General features: G+C 54.5%; 17 protein-coding genes and 1 riboswitch. Of the genes, 10 read left to right on the top strand and 7 right to left on the bottom strand.

Translation table 11 applies throughout. The annotated features are described in order from the left end of the window. Position 1 precedes the first annotated feature (1 nt). Positions 2 to 1726 carry an acetolactate synthase 3 large subunit gene (gene ilvI / locus RIN69_RS04075; protein ID WP_313855745.1) on the bottom strand — a complete coding sequence of 575 codons (1725 nt, stop codon included), beginning with the start codon at positions 1724 to 1726 and terminating at the stop codon, positions 2 to 4. A gap of 20 nt (positions 1727 to 1746) precedes the next feature. Here ilvI and RIN69_RS04070 point away from each other — a divergent pair, with 20 nt between their 5' ends. From RIN69_RS04070 to leuD, 6 genes are all read left to right on the top strand, one after another. Then, a complete protein-coding gene (locus RIN69_RS04070) occupies positions 1747 to 2016 on the top strand; it encodes a hypothetical protein (RefSeq protein WP_313855743.1) in 270 nt (89 codons plus the stop codon). Between the two features lie 473 nt (positions 2017 to 2489). Further along, positions 2490 to 2573, top strand: coding sequence for a leu operon leader peptide (leuL, locus tag RIN69_RS22900; RefSeq protein WP_390902527.1), 84 nt, complete (start codon positions 2490 to 2492; stop codon positions 2571 to 2573). A 92-nt stretch (positions 2574 to 2665) separates the two neighbouring features. Next, a complete protein-coding gene (gene leuA / locus RIN69_RS04065) occupies positions 2666 to 4234 on the top strand; it encodes a 2-isopropylmalate synthase (protein ID WP_313855742.1) in 1569 nt (522 codons plus the stop codon). Between the two features lie 2 nt (positions 4235 to 4236). Beyond that, on the top strand, positions 4237 to 5328 hold the full coding sequence (gene leuB, locus RIN69_RS04060; protein WP_313855740.1) for a 3-isopropylmalate dehydrogenase: 1092 nt from the start codon (positions 4237 to 4239) through the stop codon (positions 5326 to 5328). A 4-nt stretch (positions 5329 to 5332) separates the two neighbouring features. Further along, positions 5333 to 6733 (top strand): 3-isopropylmalate dehydratase large subunit, encoded by a 1401-nt coding sequence (gene leuC / locus RIN69_RS04055; protein ID WP_313855738.1) that lies wholly within the window; start codon positions 5333 to 5335, stop codon positions 6731 to 6733. A 10-nt stretch (positions 6734 to 6743) separates the two neighbouring features. Then, positions 6744 to 7349: a 3-isopropylmalate dehydratase small subunit gene (gene leuD / locus RIN69_RS04050; RefSeq protein ID WP_313855737.1), complete on the top strand. Its 606-nt coding sequence runs from the start codon at positions 6744 to 6746 to the stop codon at positions 7347 to 7349. Positions 7350 to 7410: 61 nt separating this feature from the next. On the opposite strand, the gene RIN69_RS04045 is transcribed toward leuD, so the two are convergent. Then, on the bottom strand, positions 7411 to 8589 hold the full coding sequence (locus RIN69_RS04045) for a sugar efflux transporter (RefSeq protein ID WP_313855736.1): 1179 nt from the start codon (positions 8587 to 8589) through the stop codon (positions 7411 to 7413). A 240-nt stretch (positions 8590 to 8829) separates the two neighbouring features. Between RIN69_RS04045 and sgrR the strand changes: the two genes are divergently transcribed. The 4 genes from sgrR to thiQ all read left to right on the top strand — a co-directional run bounded on the left by sgrR (position 8830) and on the right by thiQ (position 13958). Continuing rightward, a complete protein-coding gene (gene sgrR / locus RIN69_RS04040) occupies positions 8830 to 10491 on the top strand; it encodes an HTH-type transcriptional regulator SgrR (protein WP_313855734.1) in 1662 nt (553 codons plus the stop codon). A 35-nt stretch (positions 10492 to 10526) separates the two neighbouring features. Next, positions 10527 to 10655, top strand: a riboswitch (TPP riboswitch). A 45-nt stretch (positions 10656 to 10700) separates the two neighbouring features. Then, entirely contained in the window at positions 10701 to 11687 is a 987-nt protein-coding gene (thiB, locus tag RIN69_RS04035) for a thiamine ABC transporter substrate binding subunit (RefSeq protein ID WP_313855732.1), read from the top strand. Then, entirely contained in the window at positions 11663 to 13273 is a 1611-nt protein-coding gene (thiP, locus tag RIN69_RS04030) for a thiamine/thiamine pyrophosphate ABC transporter permease ThiP (protein ID WP_313855730.1), read from the top strand. Before thiB ends, thiP begins: the two co-directional genes overlap by 25 nt. Further along, the gene (thiQ, locus tag RIN69_RS04025) at positions 13257 to 13958 is read left to right on the top strand and encodes a thiamine ABC transporter ATP-binding protein ThiQ (protein ID WP_313855729.1); all 702 of its coding nucleotides are present in this window, start codon (positions 13257 to 13259) and stop codon (positions 13956 to 13958) included. The genes thiP and thiQ overlap by 17 nt, the downstream gene beginning before the upstream one ends. A gap of 33 nt (positions 13959 to 13991) precedes the next feature. Here the strand turns inward: thiQ and RIN69_RS04020 are convergent, their stop codons facing one another. The 5 genes from RIN69_RS04020 to RIN69_RS04000 all read right to left on the bottom strand — a co-directional run bounded on the left by RIN69_RS04020 (position 13992) and on the right by RIN69_RS04000 (position 19485). Then, positions 13992 to 14759, bottom strand: a complete 768-nt coding sequence (locus tag RIN69_RS04020) for a DedA family protein (protein ID WP_313855728.1) — start codon at positions 14757 to 14759, stop codon at positions 13992 to 13994. A 113-nt stretch (positions 14760 to 14872) separates the two neighbouring features. Next, positions 14873 to 15265: a DUF4150 domain-containing protein gene (locus RIN69_RS04015; RefSeq protein WP_313855727.1), complete on the bottom strand. Its 393-nt coding sequence runs from the start codon at positions 15263 to 15265 to the stop codon at positions 14873 to 14875. A 15-nt stretch (positions 15266 to 15280) separates the two neighbouring features. Then, positions 15281 to 15889 carry a DUF3540 domain-containing protein gene (locus RIN69_RS04010; RefSeq protein WP_313855726.1) on the bottom strand — a complete coding sequence of 203 codons (609 nt, stop codon included), beginning with the start codon at positions 15887 to 15889 and terminating at the stop codon, positions 15281 to 15283. Between the two features lie 15 nt (positions 15890 to 15904). After that, positions 15905 to 16975: a pentapeptide repeat-containing protein gene (locus RIN69_RS04005; RefSeq protein WP_313855725.1), complete on the bottom strand. Its 1071-nt coding sequence runs from the start codon at positions 16973 to 16975 to the stop codon at positions 15905 to 15907. Continuing rightward, positions 16972 to 19485 carry a DUF2169 family type VI secretion system accessory protein gene (locus RIN69_RS04000; RefSeq protein ID WP_313855724.1) on the bottom strand — a complete coding sequence of 838 codons (2514 nt, stop codon included), beginning with the start codon at positions 19483 to 19485 and terminating at the stop codon, positions 16972 to 16974. The genes RIN69_RS04005 and RIN69_RS04000 overlap by 4 nt, the downstream gene beginning before the upstream one ends. Positions 19486 to 19494 lie beyond the last annotated feature (9 nt).

Genomic DNA, 19494 nt, shown 5'->3' with positions numbered 1-19494 from the left:
ATTATGTCCTCTCCGTTTTGCTCAGCCACATCTCGTCCATACCACCGCCGCGAATATGCATCGGGTAAACGTGCTCGGTACCGTCGACATTAACATCAACAAATACCAGACGCCCTTTTGCCAATTCTTCCAGCGCGTGTGTCAGTTTCTCTTCCAGCTCTTGCGGATGGTTAATCGCCACGCCAACGTGACCATAGGCTTCCGCCAGGCGCACAAAATCAGGCAGTGATTCCATATAGGATTGCGAATGGCGTCCGGAATAGATCATATCCTGCCACTGCTTCACCATACCAAGGTAGCGGTTGTTCAGATTCAGAACCAGCACCGGCAGGCCATATTGCAGCGCGGTCGACAGCTCCTGAATATTCATCTGAATACTGCCATCGCCAGTCACGCAGACCACGGTTTCATTCGGCAGCGCCAACTTAACGCCCAGTGCAGCGGGCAGGCCAAAGCCCATGGTGCCCAGCCCACCGGAGTTGATCCAGCGACGCGGCTTATCAAACTGGTAGTAAAGCGCGGCAAACATCTGATGCTGACCAACGTCGGAAGTTACATAAGCATCACCGTGCGTCAGACGACAAATGGTCTCGATCACCGCTTGTGGCTTGATTTTATCGCTGGTGCGATCGAACTCCAGGCACTGACGAGAACGCCACTGATCGATGCTCTGCCACCAGTCGCGCAGGTTATCAAAGTTCTGCGTCGCATCGGATTGCGCCAGCAGTTCCAGCATCTGCTCCAGCACCTGCTTCGCATCACCGACAATCGGCACATCGGCGGCAACGGTTTTCGAAATCGACGTCGGGTCGATATCGATATGTAACACCGTGGCATTCGGGCAATATTTCGCCAGATTATTGGTGGTGCGATCGTCGAAACGCACGCCAACGGCGAAGATAACGTCAGCGTTATGCATCGTCATATTGGCTTCATAGGTGCCGTGCATACCGAGCATGCCAACAGACTGACGGTGCGTGGCCGGAAAAGCCCCCAGCCCCATCAGGGAAGTGGTCACCGGCAGATTGAGTTTCTCCGCAATCTCGCGCAGCTCATCGTGACAGGCTGAATTGATTACGCCGCCACCGGCATAAATAACCGGCTTTTTCGCCGCTAGTAAGCTATTTAATGCGCGTTTGATCTGCCCTTTATGACCCTGAGTGGTCGGGTGATAAGAGCGCATGCTGACCGATTCGGGCCAGGCGTAAGGCAGTTTGTTGGCCGGATTAAGAATATCTTTTGGCAGATCGATAACCACCGGGCCAGGGCGACCGCTGGACGCCAGCCAGAAGGCTTTTTTAATCGCGCCAGGAATATCTTCGGTGTGTTTCACCAGGAAGCTGTGTTTGACGATTGGACGTGAAATACCGACCATATCGCACTCCTGGAAGGCATCGTAACCAATCAGCGACGAGGCTACCTGACCTGACAGCACCACCATCGGAATCGAATCCATATAAGCGGTAGCAATACCGGTAATCGCATTGGTGGCACCAGGACCGGACGTCACCAGCACCACACCGACTTCACCGGTGGCACGCGCGTAGCCATCGGCCATATGCACCGCGCCCTGCTCATGGCGCACCAGCACATGGTCAACACCACCGACCGTTTGCAGAGCGTCATAAATATCGAGTACCGCTCCGCCCGGATAACCGAACACATGCTTTACGCCCTGATCGATTAACGACCGGACCACCATCTCGGCTCCTGACAACATCTCCATTTCTTGCCTCCAGGCTTAAGGTGCTGATTCCACTGACTCAGTTCTTGTCATTTGCGCTGCGCGACAAAGTGGAGCGTCGCGCAGACGATGCCAGAGGAAGTCAGAACCTTGTGTTTTATTCTCAGGCGGTGGAAATCATTTCCACAACCCAGGTACAGGGTCGCGAGGCCCTTGCTGATTTCTCGTTAGAGTTGTGTGGTTACCATAACCGCGAAAAAGTTAGCAGGCAAACACCAAACGTTCACGCCTGGAATAATGACGAAATTAAGCAGCTGGAGGAAAGTGAATAGCCTCGACAATTCCACTAAAAGAGTCGCTAAACAAAAGCGGTTTATGCTGCGGGAAATAGCCTGAACAGTGCGATCTAATTCTTCTTAAAATTAACTCATGCTTAATCAGAGACAAGCCTTTCAAAGGTGCGCGTATTTATAGTTATATCTGCTGACCTTTGATTAAGCGACGCTATAATTCTCCAGCGATAATCACTTTAGGCTGTTAAATGAATCCAGCAACAGCCAACACAAAAACAATAACTATCAATAAGTTATACACAATACCTTATTTGCAATCACTTGATTTTATACAGTATGTCATCCTGATTTTTTCTTATGCTTTGCCATTCCTCTGCCAACATAAATAACTGCAGAATATTTTACTCAGCCCGTCTGACGCCGAGCTGGAATTGATCGCAGTCAGAAGGTTGACATTAACGGCTGAACCACGTATCAATATTAGCAACACAAAAATTACGGAGTTTGATTCAATGATTCGTACTAACCGCCTACTCGGTCTACTACTAAACGCATCCAATATGCGCGGTAGGCTTGTGGGCGGAATCAATCACTGATTCAGACTTGCAAAACTTAAAAAACCCGCGCCGATGCGCGGGTTTTTTTATGCTCGTAGCAAAAACGGCAGCTTTCAGGAAGGACGATTACGATGAGCTCACAAATTATTATTTTCGATACCACTCTGCGTGATGGTGAACAGGCATTACAGGCCAGTCTGAGTGTGAAAGAAAAACTGCAAATCGCGCTGGCGCTGGAGCGCATGGGCGTTGATGTGATGGAAGTCGGTTTCCCGGTCTCCTCACCAGGCGATTTCGAATCCGTGCAGACCATTGCGCGCCAGATTAAAAACAGCCGGGTTTGTGCGCTGGCACGCTGCGTAGAGAAAGATATCGACGCCGCGTATGAGTCACTGCGCATTGCTGATGCTTATCGTATCCACACCTTCCTGGCAACTTCGCCAATGCATATCGCTACTAAGCTGCGCAGCACTTTGCCGGAAGTGATTGATCGTGCAGTACGCATGATAAAACGGGCACGTAACTACACTGATGACGTGGAATTTTCCTGCGAAGATGGTGGCCGCACGCCGATTGACGATCTGTGTCGGGTGGTTGAAGCAGCAATTAATGCCGGTGCCACCACAATTAACATCCCGGATACCGTCGGTTATACCCTGCCAGATGAATACAGCAATATCATCTCTTCACTGATTGCCCGCGTGCCCAATATCGACAAAGCCATCCTGTCAGTGCATACCCACGACGATTTGGGTATGGCGGTCGGTAATTCTATCGCGGCAATTCAGGCTGGCGCCCGTCAGGTTGAAGGTACGCTGAACGGTCTGGGCGAGCGCGCCGGTAACTGTGCGCTGGAAGAAGTGATTATGGCGATTAAAACCCGCAGCCAGATTATGAATGTGCATACCAACATTCAGCATCAGGAAATCTACCGCACCAGCCAGATTGTCAGCCAGATCTGTAATATGCCGATTCCGGCGAACAAAGCGGTGGTCGGCTCCAACGCCTTCGCCCACTCCTCCGGTATTCACCAGGATGGCGTGCTGAAAAACCGTGAAAACTACGAAATCCTGACGCCAGAATCGATCGGTCTGCACAAAGTTCAGCTGAATCTGACCTCTCGCTCCGGTCGCGCAGCGGTTAAACACCGTATGGAAGAGATGGGCTATAAAGAAGCCGACTACAGCCTGGATGCACTGTACGACGCATTTCTGAAGCTGGCGGATAAAAAAGGCCAGGTATTCGATTACGACCTGGAAGCGCTGGCGTTTATCAACAAACAAAATGAAGAGCCGGAACATTTCCAGCTGCAAGAGTTTAACGTGCAGTCCGGCTCCAGTATCACCGCAACGGCTTCAGTACGTCTGGGCTGCGGTGACGAAGAGAAATCTGAAGCCGCGACCGGTAACGGCCCGGTGGATGCCGTCTATCAGGCAATCAACCGCATCACTGAATTTGATATCGAACTGGTGAAATATCAGCTGACCGCCAAAGGTCACGGTAAAGATGCGCTGGGCCAGGTGGATATCGTGGTTAACTATAATGGCCGTAAATTCCACGGCATTGGTCTGGCGACCGATATCGTTGAGTCATCGGCCCAGGCGATGATCAACGCCCTGAACAATATCTGGCGCGCACGTCAGGTCGAGCAAGAATTACAACGTAAATCGAAGAACAAAGAGCAAAAGGAAACGGTGTAAACATGTCTAAGTCTTATCATATCGCTGTATTGCCGGGTGACGGCATTGGACCGGAAGTCATGGCGCAGGCGTCAAAGGTTATGGACGCCATTCGTCAGCGCTTTGCGATGCGCATCACTACCAGCGAATATGACGTCGGCGGTATCGCCATCGATCGTCACGGCGCTCCGCTGCCAGCGGCCACCGTTGCTGGCTGTGAGCAGGCTGACGCGATTCTGTTTGGCTCTGTTGGCGGCCCAAAATGGGAACATTTACCGCCGGCCGAACAGCCTGAGCGCGGCGCATTACTGCCGCTGCGTAAGCATTTCAAACTGTTCAGCAACCTGCGCCCGGCCAGCCTGTATAAAGGTCTGGAAGCATTCTGCCCGCTGCGTCGTGATATCGCCGATAACGGCTTTGATATTCTGTGCGTACGTGAACTGACCGGCGGCATCTATTTTGGTCAGCCAAAAGGCCGTGAAGGCAGCGGTATGCACGAACGCGCCTTCGACACCGAGGTTTATCACCGTTTCGAAATCGAACGTATTGCCCGCATCGCTTTCGAGTCAGCGCGTAAACGTCGCAGTAAAGTAACTTCCATCGATAAAGCTAACGTCTTGCAGACCTCGGTAATGTGGCGCGAAATCGTTAGTGAAATTGGTAAAGAGTATCCGGATGTGCAGCTGAGCCATATGTACATCGATAACGCCACCATGCAGCTGATTAAAGATCCGTCACAGTTTGACGTGCTGCTTTGTTCTAACCTGTTTGGTGACATTCTGTCGGATGAATGCGCGATGATCACCGGTTCGATGGGCATGCTGCCTTCCGCCAGCCTGAACGAACAGGGCTTTGGCTTGTATGAACCTGCTGGCGGCTCGGCGCCGGATATTGCCGGTAAAAATATTGCCAACCCGATTGCGCAAATTCTCTCGCTGTCACTGCTGCTGCGCTACAGCCTTAATGCAGATGAAGCGGCAGACGCCATTGAGCGCGCAATTAACCGTGCGCTGGAAGAAGGTTTCCGCACCAGCGACTTAGCGGGTGACGGACAGGCAATCAGCACTGATGAAATGGGTTCCATAATCGCCCGGTTCATCACCGAGGAAAAATAATAAAATGAGCAAAACATTATACCAGAAGTTATTTGATGCACATGTCGTCCACGAAGCACCAAACGAAACGCCACTGCTGTATATCGATCGCCATTTAGTGCACGAAGTCACTTCACCACAGGCGTTCGATGGTCTGCGCGCGCACGGACGCAAAGTCCGTCAGCCGTCCAAGACCTTCGCCACCATGGACCATAACGTTTCGACCCAGACCAAAGACATTAACGCGTCTGGCGAGATGGCGCGTATCCAGATGCAGGAACTGATTAAGAACTGCGCCGAATTTGGCGTGCAGTTATACGACCTGAATCACCCGTTCCAGGGCATCGTACACGTGATTGGTCCTGAGCAAGGCATGACTTTGCCTGGCATGACGATTGTGTGTGGTGACTCCCACACCGCCACCCACGGCGCGTTCGGCGCGCTGGCATTTGGTATCGGCACCTCGGAAGTTGAGCATGTACTGGCTACCCAAACGCTGAAGCAGGGTCGTGCCAAAACCATGAAGATTGAAGTGGTTGGTGAAGCCGCAACCGGCATTACCGCGAAAGATATCGTGCTGGCAATTATCGGTAAAACCGGTAGCGCAGGCGGTACCGGCCATGTGGTGGAATTCTGTGGCCCGGCGATTGAAGCGCTGAGCATGGAAGGCCGTATGACGCTGTGTAATATGGCGATTGAGATGGGCGCAAAAGCCGGTCTGGTCGCACCGGACGATATTACTTTCAACTACCTGAAAGGACGCCAGTTCGCGCCGAAAGACGCCAACTGGGACGCCGCCGTTGACTACTGGCGCAGCCTGAAATCCGACAGCGATGCGCAGTTCGACAGCGTGATTACGCTGAATGCCGCCGATATCGCACCGCAAGTCACCTGGGGTACCAACCCAGGCCAGGTCATGGCGGTGAATGAGCTGATCCCGAATCCTGCCTCATTCAGCGATCCGGTTGAGCGCGCCTCAGCAGAAAAAGCGCTGGCTTATATGGACTTGCAGCCAGGCATCAAAATGACTGACGTACGCATCGATAAAGTGTTTATTGGTTCCTGCACTAACTCACGTATTGAAGATCTGCGTGCCGCAGCTGAAATTGCCAAAGGGCGTAAAGTGGCTGCTGGCGTGCAGGCGATTGTGGTACCGGGTTCCGGTCCGGTTAAAGCGCAGGCGGAAGCGGAAGGTCTGGATAAGATCTTTATCGAAGCCGGTTTTGAATGGCGTCTGCCGGGTTGCTCAATGTGTCTGGCGATGAATAACGACCGTCTGAATCCGGGCGAACGCTGTGCTTCCACCAGTAACCGTAACTTTGAAGGTCGTCAGGGACGCGGTGGACGTACTCACCTGCTGAGCCCGGCAATGGCTGCGGCAGCCGCCGTCACCGGTCACTTTACTGATATCCGCGAACTGCATTAAGGACAAGATTATGGCTACTAAATTTACTCAGCACAGCGGGATTGTCGCGCCGCTGGACGCGGCGAACGTCGATACTGATGCCATCATTCCTAAGCAGTTTCTGCAGAAAGTCACGCGTACCGGTTTTGGCGTGCACCTGTTTAACGACTGGCGTTACCTGGATGATGCCGGTGAGCAGCCGAACCCTGAGTTTGTGCTGAACAAGCCAGAATTCAAGGGTGCCAGCATTCTGCTGGCGCGTGAAAACTTCGGCTGTGGCTCTTCACGTGAACATGCGCCATGGGCACTGACTGATTTCGGTTTCCACGCGGTGATCGCCCCCAGCTTTGCCGATATCTTTTACGGCAACTCATTTAATAACCAGCTGTTGCCGGTTAAGCTGAGCGAAGAGCAAGTGGATGAGCTGTTTAAAAAGGTTGCTGCCGATCCGGGCATCGCCTTCACCGTCGATCTGGAAAAGCAGGAAGTGATCGCCGGCGATCGGCACTACAGTTTTGAGATCGACAGCTTCCGCCGTCACTGCATGATTAACGGCCTCGACAGTATTGGCCTGACCTTGCAGCACGATGCCGAGATTGGTGATTACGAAACCCGACAGCCCGCATTTTTGAATTAATCAGTCTGCGGTACAGCTTCAGCACGGGGGCCGAAAACGGCCCCCGACCAGTCTCAGGCCTTCAGACATCTTTTACCCGCATCGACAGCCCCAGCGCCACCAGCGATAATGCCAGCGTCATCCAGTACACCGAATAATGCCCCCAGGTTTCCGCCAGCGCGCCCTGCAGAATCCCCGCCAGAATCACGCCGGTTGAAATACTGTTGGTAAACAGCGTGGTTGCCGCGCCGGGACGGCCCGGCATCAAATCCTGAAAATAGAGCATGCCAATACCGGCAATAATTCCGATAAACACCGCGTTAAAGATCTGAATAACCATCAGCATGGTGCGCGACTGAAACAGCACCAGCCCAAGGTAAAACAGCACGCCTGAAGCAATGGCAAACAGCATCATATTGCGCTTACCGAAGCGTTTTACGTAGTGCCCCGCCAGCAGCATCGCCGGAATCTCCAGCCCGGCGGCCGTCCCCATCAGTAAGCCTGCCAGTCGTTCGGGTAGCCCAAGCACGCTGCTGATATACAGTGGCATATCGATGATATACATGGTGTTACAGGTCCACATCATCATCGAAGCGATAAACAACATGCGCACATTTTTATCTTTCCACGCACTGATTTGCGTCAGCAGCACTTCCGGCGACTGCTCAACGCGCGGAACCGACGGCAAAGCAAACCAGATCAGCGCCAGGCAGATAACAAACAGCGCGGCGGCCACGATAAACATGGTGGTAAAACCATAATTCAGCGCCAGTGCGAAAGAGAGCGGCGGCCCAATCACCCATGCCAGCGACAGCTGGGCGCGCATCACTGAACTGAACATCACCACTTCTCGCGCCGAACTGTCGGCATATTCGCGCGCCAGAGCAAAAATCTGCGGCATCGCCACGCTGGCCAGCGCCGAAAGAAAAACGCCGGCGGTAATCAGCGTCAGATAGTGACGATTAAAAGCAAACAGCAACGCATTCAGCAGCGCCATCAGGCAGCAAAACAGAATCAGCATCCGCCGATCGCCACGGCTGTCAGATCGCTTCGCCAGTAGCAGGCTTACCGCAATTCCGGCAATGGCATTAACGGTATAAAACAGCCCAACCCAGAACGGCCGGACTTCCACTTCGCGGCTGAGAAACAGGCTCAGGGTCGGAGCCTGCAAGGCACCGGCGATGCCAACCATAAAAGAGACTGCCATAAAAGCGACATAAACCGGATTGATGCGACGACGACGGGTCAGCAGCGATTTCATACTTTGATCCTTCCTGGATGGAAGAGGCGAAAAAATGACAAATAAGAAGCGTAGAAGAAACCACAGGGAAAAGAAAAAAGCCAGCAGACATTAATCCACTGGCAGGTGAAAGCACCATACTCAGAATGAGATGAAAGTGCGCCATCAAAAGCGATGCCTCCCGCGCTTCCATCTGTGGCTATTATTGCCATAATACCGGAACTAAAAAACTGATGGCTTTCACTGCGGAGTTCCCCTTTTATGTCCTCTCCCCGCTTGCAGCAACAATTTATTCGCCTGTGGCAGAGCTGTAATGGCCAGTCGCAAGAGACCACGCTTAATGAGCTGGCTAATCAGCTCAGCTGTTCGCGCCGTCATATGCGCAATTTATTGAACGCGATGCAAGGGCACGGCTGGCTGGAGTGGCAGGCGGAAGCCGGACGCGGCAAACGATCGATGCTGACTTTCCTCTATACCGGCCTCGCGCTGCAACAGCAGCGCGCCGAAGATCTGCTGGAGCAGGATCGCATCGATCAGCTAGTGCAGCTGGTCGGCGATAAAAACCAGGTGCGCCAGATGATTACTTCCCATCTCGGGCGCAGCTTCCGTCAGGGCAAACATATCCTGCGGGTGCTTTATTACCGCTCGCTGCTTAATTTATTGCCCGGTTCCCCCTTACGCCGTTCAGAAACGCACCTCGCGAGGCAGATTTTCAGCAGCCTGACGCGGATAAATGAGGAAAACGGGGAACTGGAGGCGGATATTGCCCATCACTGGCAGCAGATTTCCGCTACCCACTGGCGCTTCTACCTGCGTCCGGCGATCCACTTCCATCATGGCCGCGAGCTGGAGATGGCCGATGTTATTGCCTCGCTGACGCGCCTGACCAGCCAACCGCTGTTCAGCCATCTGATCCGCATTGAATCTTCCACTCCGTGGGCGCTGGATATTCATCTGAGTCAGCCGGATAACTGGCTGCCGTGGCTACTCGGAAATGTCAGTACCATGATTCTGCCGCGTGAATGGCCAACCCTGCCCGACTTTTCGCGCCAGCCGATCGGTACTGGCCCCTACTCCGTGGTGCGCAATCAGCAGTCACAGCTAAAGATTCAGGCATTTGACGACTATTTTGGCTATCGCGCGTTAATAGATGAAGTGGCGATTTGGGTATTACCGGAAATCACAGATGAACTGGTTTACTCCGGCGTGAAACTGCAGGGCAAAAAGCAGGACGAAAAATCAGAAGAGAGCCGGCTGGAAGAGGGCTGCTACTTTCTGCTGTTCGATCAGCGCTCGCCGCAGGGCCGCAATGAGCAGGTACGCCGCTGGGTCAGCTATATCTTTAACCCAATAGCGCTGCTGAACAACTCCGGCATCGGCTATCAGCGCTACTGGTTCCCGGCTTATGGTCTGCTGCCGCGCTGGCACCACCGGCGCGATATGACGCCAGCGGAAAAACCGCAGGGGCTGACCAGCTTAACCCTCACCTGGTACAGCGATCATATCGAACACCAGGGCATTGCCAATGCGCTGGAACCGATCCTTGCGGCGCATGGCGTAAAACTGATTACTCAGCAGATCGATTACGACAGCTGGTATCGCGGCGAAGCCGAAAGTGATATCTGGCTGGGCAGCGCCAATTTTACCCTGCCACTGGAGTTTTCGCTGTTCGCCTTACTGTATGAGATCCCGCTGATCCATCACTGTGTGCAGATCGACTGGGAAGCGGATGCCGAGCGCTGGCGGCAACAGACATTGTCGCTGGCCGACTGGAGTAAACTGCTGGTCGACAGTTACAGTCTGCATCCTCTGTTCCACCACTGGCTACTGTTGGAGGGGCAGCGCAGTATGCGCGGGGTCCGCATGAACACCCTCGGCTGGTTTGATTTTAAATCAGCCTGGTTTGCCCCGCCGGAATCATGAGTCTTTCACTGAGGGCAGTAAATCAATAGAATGGGCCGTTCTCAACGGGGTGCGGAAAAACCTTGTGATGCCGACTGTTTGCCATCCACCGTTTTTCCGCTGAGAAAAACCCGTCGAACCTGATCCGGCTCATACCGGCGTAGGGATTTGAGAGTGCCCGTCGCTCAGATCATGCGCCTCATATAATCCCCTCTCAAGGAGAGCGCATAGTGTTAAACAGGACCCTGCCTTTGTTACTGCTGTTAGCGGCACCGGCATTTGCTGCCAAACCGACGCTGACCGTCTATACCTATGACTCTTTCTCCGCTGACTGGGGGCCTGGCCCGGCGATCAAAAAAGCCTTTGAAGCTGACTGCGACTGCCAGCTGAAATTCGTCGCGCTGGAAGATGGCGTTTCCCTGCTGAATCGTCTGCGGATGGAAGGGAAAAACAGCAAGGCTGACGTGATCCTCGGTCTTGATAACAATCTGTTGCAGGCGGCAGAGCAGACCGGCCTGTTTACCGACAGTAATGTCGATACCCGCAAACTGACTATTCCTGGCGGCTGGCACAACAGCACCTTTGTGCCGTACGACTACGGCTACTTTGCTTTTGTCTACGATAAAACCACACTGACTAACCCGCCGAAAAGCCTGAAAGAACTGGTCGACAGCGATCAAAACTGGAAAGTGATTTATCAGGATCCGCGCACCAGCACACCAGGGCTTGGCCTGCTGTTGTGGATGCAAAAAGTCTTCGGTGATGACGCGCCGCAGGCCTGGCAGAAACTGGCGAAGAAAACCGTTACCGTCACTAAAGGCTGGAGCGAAGCCTACGGCCTGTTCCTGAAAGGCGAAGGTGACCTGGTGCTGAGCTACACCACTTCGCCGGCTTATCATCTGATCGAAGAGAAGAAAGATCGCTATGCCGCCGCGGATTTCGCCGAAGGTCACTATATGCAGGTGGAAGTGGCCGGACAGCTGGCCAGCAGCAAGCAACCGGAACTGGCACAGCGCTTTATGAAATTTATCGTCAGCCAGCCGTTCCAGCAGGCTATTCCAACCGGCAACTGGATGTATCCGGTTACCGACATTAAGCTCCCCGCCGGCTTTGAGACGCTGACAGTTCCGAAAACTTCGCTGGAATTCAACTCACAGCAAGTCGCCGATCAACGCGCGCAATGGATCAGTGCATGGCAACGCGCCGTCAGCCGTTAATCGCTGGCTGGATGATCCCTGGCGGCCTGGCGGCGACACTGCTGGTCGCCGTCGCGATACTGGCGTTTGGCGCACTGTGGTTTAACGCGCCGGAAACCGACTGGCGCGCCATTGCGCAGGACAGCTATCTGTGGCACGTGCTGGGCTTCTCATTCTGGCAGGCGTCATTATCGGCACTGTTGTCGGTCATTCCGGCTATTCCGTTGGCAAGAGCGCTGTATCGCCGCCGCTTCCCCGGACGCGCCGCGCTACTGCGACTCTGCGCGATGACGCTGGTGCTGCCGGTGCTGGTGGCGGTATTTGGTATTCTCAGCGTTTATGGTCGTCAGGGCTGGCTGGCGCAGCTGTGCCAGCTGCTGGGCATTGACTACCCATTTTCACCCTACGGCCTGCAGGGCATTCTGCTGGCGCATGTGTTCTTCAACCTGCCGCTGGCAACGCGCCTGTTGTTACAAACGCTCGAGCAGATTCCCGGTGAGCAGCGGCAACTGGCTGCCCAGCTCGGTATGCGCGGCTGGCACCATTTTCGGCTGGTGGAATGGCCGTGGCTGCGGCGGCAAATTATGCCGGCCGCTGCGCTGATCTTTATGCTGTGCTTCGCCAGTTTTGCTACCGTGTTATCGCTGGGCGGCGGCCCGCAAGCCACCACCATTGAGCTGGCGATTTTTCAGGCACTCAGCTACGACTACGATCCCGGACGCGCGGCGCTACTGGCGCTGCTGCAAATGGTCTGTTGCCTCGGGCTGGTAATGCTCAGTCAGCGCCTGAGTAAAGCGATTCCGGCAGGCACGGCGGCGGTAAGCGGCTGGCGTAATCCGCAGGACAGCTGGCGGGCAAAACTTGTCGATGGCCTGTTAATCACGCTGGCGTTGCTGTTATTGCTGCCACCGCTGCTGGCGGTGATTGTCGATGGCATCAATCAGGGTTTCGGCTCGGTGCTGCGGCAACCGGCATTGTGGCAGGCGACCTTCACGTCGCTACGCATTGCAATTGCTGCCGGGCTGCTTTGCGTGATGCTGACCACCATGCTGCTGTGGACCAGCCGCGAACTGCGCCTGCGTCATCGCGCACTGGCGGGTCAGGCGCTGGAGCTGAGCGGCATGCTGATTCTGGCGATGCCCGGCATTGTGCTGGCTACCGGCTTTTTCCTGCTGCTGAACAGCACGGTCGGTCTGCCGCAGTCCGCCGACGGACTGGTGATTTTCACCAATGCCCTGATGGCAATCCCCTACGCGATGAAAGTGCTGGAAAACCCGCTGCGGGATATCGCAGAACGCTATAACCGGCTCTGCCTGTCACTGGATATTCGCGGCTGGAACCGGCTGCGGCTGATCGAGCTGAAAGCCCTGAAGCGCCCGCTGGCACAGGCACTGGCCTTCGCCTGTGTATTATCCATTGGTGACTTTGGCGTGGTGGCGCTGTTTGGCAACGACGATTTCCGCACCCTGCCGTTCTGGCTGTATCAGCAGATTGGCTCGTATCGCAGTGAGCAGGGCGCGGTTACCGCACTGCTGCTGCTGCTGCTCTGTTTCCTGCTGTTTACCCTTATTGAAAAGCTGCCGGGTCGCCATGCTAACGCTGAATAATTTAACCTATCTCTATCATCATCTGCCGATGCGTTTCTCTCTGACGATGCAGGCCGGTGAGCGGCTGGCGATTCTGGGCCCAAGCGGGGCCGGTAAAAGTACCCTGCTCAGCCTGATTGCCGGTTTTCTGTCGGCCAACAGCGGCGAACTGATACTGAACGGTGCAGATCATACTGTCAGCGCACCGGCGCAACGCCCGGTGTCGATGTTATTTCAGGAAAATAATCTGTTTCCGCATCTGAGCGTGGCGCAAAATATCGGGCTGGGGTTAAATCCGGGCTTAAAGCTGAATGCGCACCAGCGGCAAATCATCAGCGATATCGCCGCGCGCGTCAGCCTTAGCGACTATCTTGAGCGGCTCCCTGCGCAGCTGTCCGGCGGACAGCGGCAGCGTGCGGCACTGGCGCGCTGTCTGGTGCGCCAACAGCCGCTGCTGCTGCTGGATGAGCCCTTTTCTGCACTCGATCCCGCGCTGCGTAAAGAGATGCTCAAGCTGGTGGATGAGGTATGCAGTGAGCGAAACATCACTTTACTGATGGTGTCGCACAGCCTTGAAGATGCGCTACAAATTGCCGCACGTAGCGTACTGATCGTTGACGGTCGGGTTTACTGGGATGGGCCAACTACCGCTCTGGCAGAGGGCGAAACCGCCGCTGCGGAGATTTTAGGGGTCACGCGGAAATAGCCGGGGCCAGCAAAGCTGGCCCACAGCACGGCCTTACTGGCCGAAAAATACCTGCCACAGCAAATGACGGAACAGCGGCATCATTGGATGGAACTGAATAGCAACAAAACTGGCGATGCCAGCAACGGCAACCGTTGGTGCCAGCCAGCGCAAGCGCGCGATCGGTAAATACGGCGTTGCCCAGTCGTTTTGCTTATTCGCCCGCTTCCAGCGCCAGCACAGCCAGAAACCGAGCCACACCAGTAACGCCACCGCCAGCAGCAACCACTTAAACATGCCGCTTTGCGCATCGTGCGGCACGTCTATTGCTACCCCGGCGAGAATGCCCGGCATAAAATAGAGCGGCGGCCACAGCAGGCAGCCAATCACATTCGGCGGAACAAACTTCCTGATCGGTAACTCCAGCATCCCGGCGACCATCGGAATCAACGGTCGGGTTGGCCCGATAAAACGCCCAACCAGAATGGTGAACATACTGTGCTGATGCAGTGCATGCTCGGTTTTATCCAGCATCGACTTGTGCTTTTGCAGAAAAGACCAGCGATGCAGCGGCCCCTTAAACTGCCAGCCAATATAATATGAGATCCAGTCGCCCAGCAGGCAGCCGATAATTCCCGCCCCCCATGCCGGATACAGTCCCATCTGGCCGCTGCCAATCAGCGCACCTAACGTCGCCATCAGCACGGTTCCGGGTAATAACAAGCCCACTAATGCCAGTGACTCGAGAAATGCCACCAGCATCACGGCGAACAGCGACCACGCCAGCGATTGGGTAATTAATTGTTCCAGCCAGGCTTCCATAAGCTTCCATCCGGTATTCAGGATGTTGGATTGTCCTGACAGCTTGCGGCAGCGTCAAGGCTTGTTTTGTATGCGGACATTGACAGTTATCGCAAGCTTTACCACCCGACGGTTTAAGGTGCCATCATCACGACCTTAAACTGGCTGGGAACGGCACGCATCCCGACCGTATTGTTGCTATTTTGCAGGCTCAGGCTGGTCAACCGCGTTGCCGGTGAGCCTTTCAGCAACACGGTAAACGAAGCCGTCAGATGACGGGCCGGGCCCATTACCGTTCCCGAAGCGACCCCGAGATTAATTCCGGCATTATCGCCATTGGTCAGCGGAATAATCGTTGCCAGATTATGCGCCGGCATCCCAAGAAACAGAATATTCATTGCCACGGGAATAGCGGTTGGCCCCAGTGCGATATTTGGATATGGCAGCGGAACCGGCAACGGCATTGGCGTCAGACAAACATCCGGCAGCGCCAGATCGCTCCCCATTAACTGGCAATTGGCAAACATAGACTCTCCTGCTGCTTAACCCATATGGATCTGACCGGCATCAACTTTGGCGATAGCCTTAGCGGTAATCACCGTATTTTGCGCATGCATCCGCAGATAATTTTCCGCTTTAATATCCAGCTGTCCGGCGCGCAGATGTTCGGTCTGACTGGTTTTGCGAAACACGTTATTACTAATCTGGGTAATGGTTTGCCACACCGACTCACAGCGCTTGCCCACCAGGCTGGTCAGGTTCACCCAGGCGGAAAGCGACTCACCGCTGTATTTCAGCGCATGAATATGGCAATCCGCCTCTTCCGCCGTCATCCGCAAACTTTTACTGTTAAGGCTTAACTCGCCCTGACTGACGATGCGCAAATGGCTTTCAGTACTCAGCTCGGCGACCTGTCGCGGTGAGCTACGATCAAGAATCGCCAGCACCCATATACCTTGTTCAATCGTCACCAGTAGCACCGCATCTCCGACTGCCGGAACCAGCAGGCAGCTGGCGGCACGCCGGCAGTGCCAGCCACGTTCAGCACATTCAACGGTCAGAGTGCCATCGGGAAACAGATGGGTCACGCGCCCGGCCGACTGCTGCGGCGACAACAGCACGGCGGGATAGGTCTGGTTAGCGGTATTCATAGTACAAAACCTCGGTTAACGACGACTTTGACGAAGTAGACTCCAGGCTTCTGCGGCTAATAATTCGCTATCGTGTTCGATAATATGATTACGATCGGAAAAATGCGCCCCAGCGTGCCGGGCTAAATGGAAACGCGTTCTGAAAAAAACCGCGTGGTGAAAATTGGCGTGACTGATATCTGCCCCGCTGAGATCGGCCCATGTCAGATCGCTTTCGGCAAAGTTTGCCGCCGCGGCATTGACCTGCTGCAAAATCGCCTGATAAAAACGGCTAGCGGTGAAATCGCAGCCCTCCAGCATGGCACCAACAAAAATAGCCTGATCAAAAACGCTGTGCTGGCAACGCGCTCCGCTGAGATCCGCCGTGGTAAACAGCGCTTGTGCGGCATTCACGCGTTGCAAATTGGCTCCCTTCAGCGACGCACCGCTGAAATTACACTGCGTCAGCTGCGCGCGGGAAAAATCAACTGCATCCAGGTTATTGTCAGAAAACTGACAGCCGATAAACACCTGCTGCGCATAGCACTGCTTATGATGGTTACAGGAAAAAAATACCGCTCGTTCGAAACGGGTACGTGCAAATCGGGTGTGACGTAAATCTATGTTAAAAAAAGTAGTCAGCAGGCAGCGCATCTTGTCCATCAGTGCGCCCTCCAGCAAACAGTGATAAAACGTGCAATGGCTTAGCGGCGCGCCGGTAAACCCCGCGCGCCGCAGTGAACAGGAGATAAACTGATTTTTATCCTGCTGACTGTCATTAAACTGCGCATCGTTAATTTGGCAGTGGTTAAAAATGGTGTCGGTTATCGCTGTTCGTGCCATATTCACCGCGTTCATTTCACACTGATTAAATACCGCCTGTTCGAGGCGCGCTTCGCTGAATACCGCATCGTTGAGCTGGCAGGCGGTGAACACCGTCTCATGCAGACTGGCACCGGAAAAATCAGCGCCGCTGACATCCACCTCCTGCAATAGTCCTCCGGCTAAATCCAGCCCGCGTAAATTTGCCCCGCGTAACGACACCTGCTCAATCTGTTCGCCGTTTTTGATCTTCAGTTGCAACGCTTCAGCGCTGAGACGGTTCATTGCCGCTCCCGCTTTGGTAGCGTCCTGGTGCGGCTGATAAAGGTATCGTTCAGCCGCGTCGTTTCCGTGATCAACGATTGCGAGAGATCGGTGCGAAACAAATTTGCCCCACGCAGATCGGCCCCGCTCAGCAGGCTTTTTTGCAACACCGCACCGATCAGGTTGCTGTCCACCAGCGAGGCATCACGAAAATTGGTGCGAATAAACAGACTGCCTGCCAGATTGCTGCGGCTCAGATCTGCCTGCTGACAATTGGCTTCACTGAGATCGCTGTTCACCAGCTTCGCCTGGTGAAAACAAGCGTTATCAAGCTGCAACTGACGCAGATTACATTCGGTCAGCGTCGCGAGCGTAAAATCGGCTCCTGACAACTGGCTTTCAGCGGTGATTGCGCAGTTTCGCAAACAAGCACGATGGAAGTTGCTGTACTCCGCACGGCTCTCTACCAGTGAACACCCCGTCAGTCGTGCCTCAGCGAAGTCCGCCTTATCAAGCTGGCACTGTACAAAGCTGACTTTAGTTAAACTTGCCGCGCTGAAATCGGGCTCCGCTAACGACAATCCTAAAAACAACAGGTTATCGAGCGTAGCCTGATGAAAGCGCGTCTGAGATATCATCGCGTTATGCACCACCATCTCGCTCAGTGATGCATCGTCAAAGCGGCAGTGATCCAGTACCGTCTCATGCCAGACGGTACTGAGGAAATGCGCCCCGGAGAAATCGCTGTGCTGACAACGGGCAAAGGCCAGCGAGGCATTGTCAAATACCGCATGACGCAGCGATGCCTGGTTGAACTCAGCGCGGGCGAGTATTGCCTCGCTGAAGTTAGCCCCGTCCAGCTGACTGTGGCTGAAATCCGCACTCTCCAGCAGCGCACGTGAGAAATTAGCCCCCCGCAGATCCATATAAGACAGATCGGCACCGGTAAAATCCAGTCCGCTGAAGTCGCCATTTAGCGCCATCGTCGTCATTGCGCGATTACGCAATACCTGCACCGTTTCGCCCTCGATACGTGCTGCCGCTGGCTGTGCCTGCACCGACATCAAATAGATTTGATGCAGTGAGGAAATGGTTTCTGCGCGCTGCTTCTCGCTCATCTCCTGACTGTGCAATAGCTGATGCATCTGATGCAGCGCTTCCGGCCCGCCGGGCAAGGCAGCGGACGGCGCATTAGCTTGATTGTGGTGTGCAAAGTGTCGTTCTGCTTGCTCGTGCAGCTGGTCAGCCTGCTGCTCCAGCTGCTCAATAAATGCCGGAAGCGCATCCAGATCGGGTAAGCTCAGCTCGCTCAACCCGGAAGGCTGTTGACTGCTCTCCTGCTCCTGTTCGTCCAGCCGGGCGCGATGCTGCTGTCGCAGGTGGATTTCACGGCTGCGCAAATTTGCCGCAATCGGGCTATCCTGCACCGGTTGCTCGGTATCCAGCCATGGCCCAATGGCATCTTCCGGCAGCAGATCTTTTTCACGAAAGGCATACAACGCGCCCTTTTCTTTATCCAGCCGCTGCTCAAGCACCAGGCGATAGTGACTAAGTGAACGTTCACTACCGATTTTTTCCAGCGCCGGTAAGATCTGCAATATATCGGCACCATCATCCTCAGCAATGCGGATACTGCCCTGCCAAATCAGCAGCATCTGCTCAAGATGTGGAAAGAACCACAGCGTCGTGGCGCGCAGCGGCACCTCGTCAAACTGCTGCTGATTCTGACGGGTGATAAAACAGCGCGCCTGCCACGGCGGTAATCGCCCCTGCTGTAACGGCCGGTTTGGATGCATATTCCAGATGCGCCACTGCGCCCCGGCGGGCAGCCTGTCATCCTGCGGCCACCACTGATCTTCGCTGGCGGCATTGAACAGTCGCCAGTCCATATCCGACGCGAAACCCGGAAAATGTTGCTGTAACCAATGGGTATCGTACTGTTGACCCACGCGCGAAAAACGTCGTGGCCATGTGATATCTAACGGACCAAATCCGGCGGGTTCTGGCCTGTCGCCCACTGATGCCATGCGCCCGCTAAGCGACTCAATATTCGGCAGGCGAAAAAAATCATGCCCCTCAATGTTATCGGGATGAAAGCCAATACCCTGCGGGTTGTCCGCGAAGCCTTTACCACCAAAAGCCCGGCTCCAGTCGAGGCGCATCTGACGAAAACAGCGGGGCGAGGACGGTTTATCGGCTAACCAGTGACGATCGCCGGTGACCAGCAGCGTCTTACTCAACATCCCGACTTCAATTTTTACCGTGCAGCGCGTTTTATCTGCCTGATGCTGACTAAAGGCATAGCCGGTCGCCAGGTATTCGGCGCAGACTTTTGGTATCGCTAAATCCAGCACGCCACCGCTGGTGGATAACTCACTGGCAGCCAGTTGCCACATTTCCGCTTCGGGCCGTAATTGCGGTGTGGCCCCCATATCCGCCAGTGCTAATACCGAAATTCCCAGCTGATTTTCCCCCTGCAAACAATAAGGCCGGTTTAATACACTTAAACGCAGAGGCTTAATTATTTTCATGCGATGATC

The organism is Winslowiella toletana, from assembly GCF_032164335.1.
Lineage (GTDB): Bacteria > Pseudomonadota > Gammaproteobacteria > Enterobacterales > Enterobacteriaceae > Erwinia > Erwinia toletana_A.
The sequence above is the reverse complement of the archived record's forward strand: the minus strand, read 5'-3'. Positions and strand labels throughout refer to the sequence as shown.